At 68.2% G+C, this 600-nt stretch carries 1 protein-coding gene; it reads left to right on the forward strand.

The annotated features are described in order from the left end of the window. Nucleotides 1–302 precede the first annotated feature (302 nt). Nucleotides 303–600: arabinofuranosidase catalytic domain-containing protein (locus ETD86_RS54670; RefSeq protein ID WP_211370952.1), on the forward strand; the 298-nt coding region annotated here is incomplete at its 3' end.

A 600-nucleotide genomic window follows, 5' to 3' on the forward strand; every position in this document is an offset into this window, starting at 1 on the left:
GGAGGCGAGCAACTTCGGGACCGGCAACGGAACCAAGGTGCAGCTGTGGTCCTGCACCGGCACGAGCAGCCAGAAATGGAGCATGCGTAGCTGACCCGCCGCAACAACCGGCCGGTCGTGCCGCCCTCGTGAGGTCCAGGAGGCGGCACCTCCGGCGATCTCGTCCAGTTGTGGAAACGATCCCGATCCGGAATCGGAGACGCCATCGCCGACCTGGTCGACTACTTCGAGCGGGCCCCGCGAGGCACACCCAGCCCGCCACGCACCACACCCATCCCGCCATCCGAAAGGATTCGATGAACGTGAAGAAAAGGCTGAGCCGCCTCATGGCCGCCGTGGGGATCTCGTTACTCCTCGCCGCCGCCGGCAGCTACGTGGTCTTGGACGCGCCGTCGGCCGGGGCCGCCACCACCGGCCCGTGTGACATCTACACCTCGAGCGGTACGCCGTGCGTGGCGGCGCACAGCACGACACGGGCGCTGTACGGCGCCTACAACGGCCCGCTGTACCAGGTCAGGCGCTCTTCGGACAACACCACCCGCGACATCGGCGTGCTGAGCGCGGGCGGAGTCGCCAACGCGGCCACGCAGGACTCGTTCT

Source organism: Nonomuraea turkmeniaca (assembly GCF_005889735.1).
Lineage (GTDB): Bacteria > Actinomycetota > Actinomycetes > Streptosporangiales > Streptosporangiaceae > Nonomuraea > Nonomuraea turkmeniaca.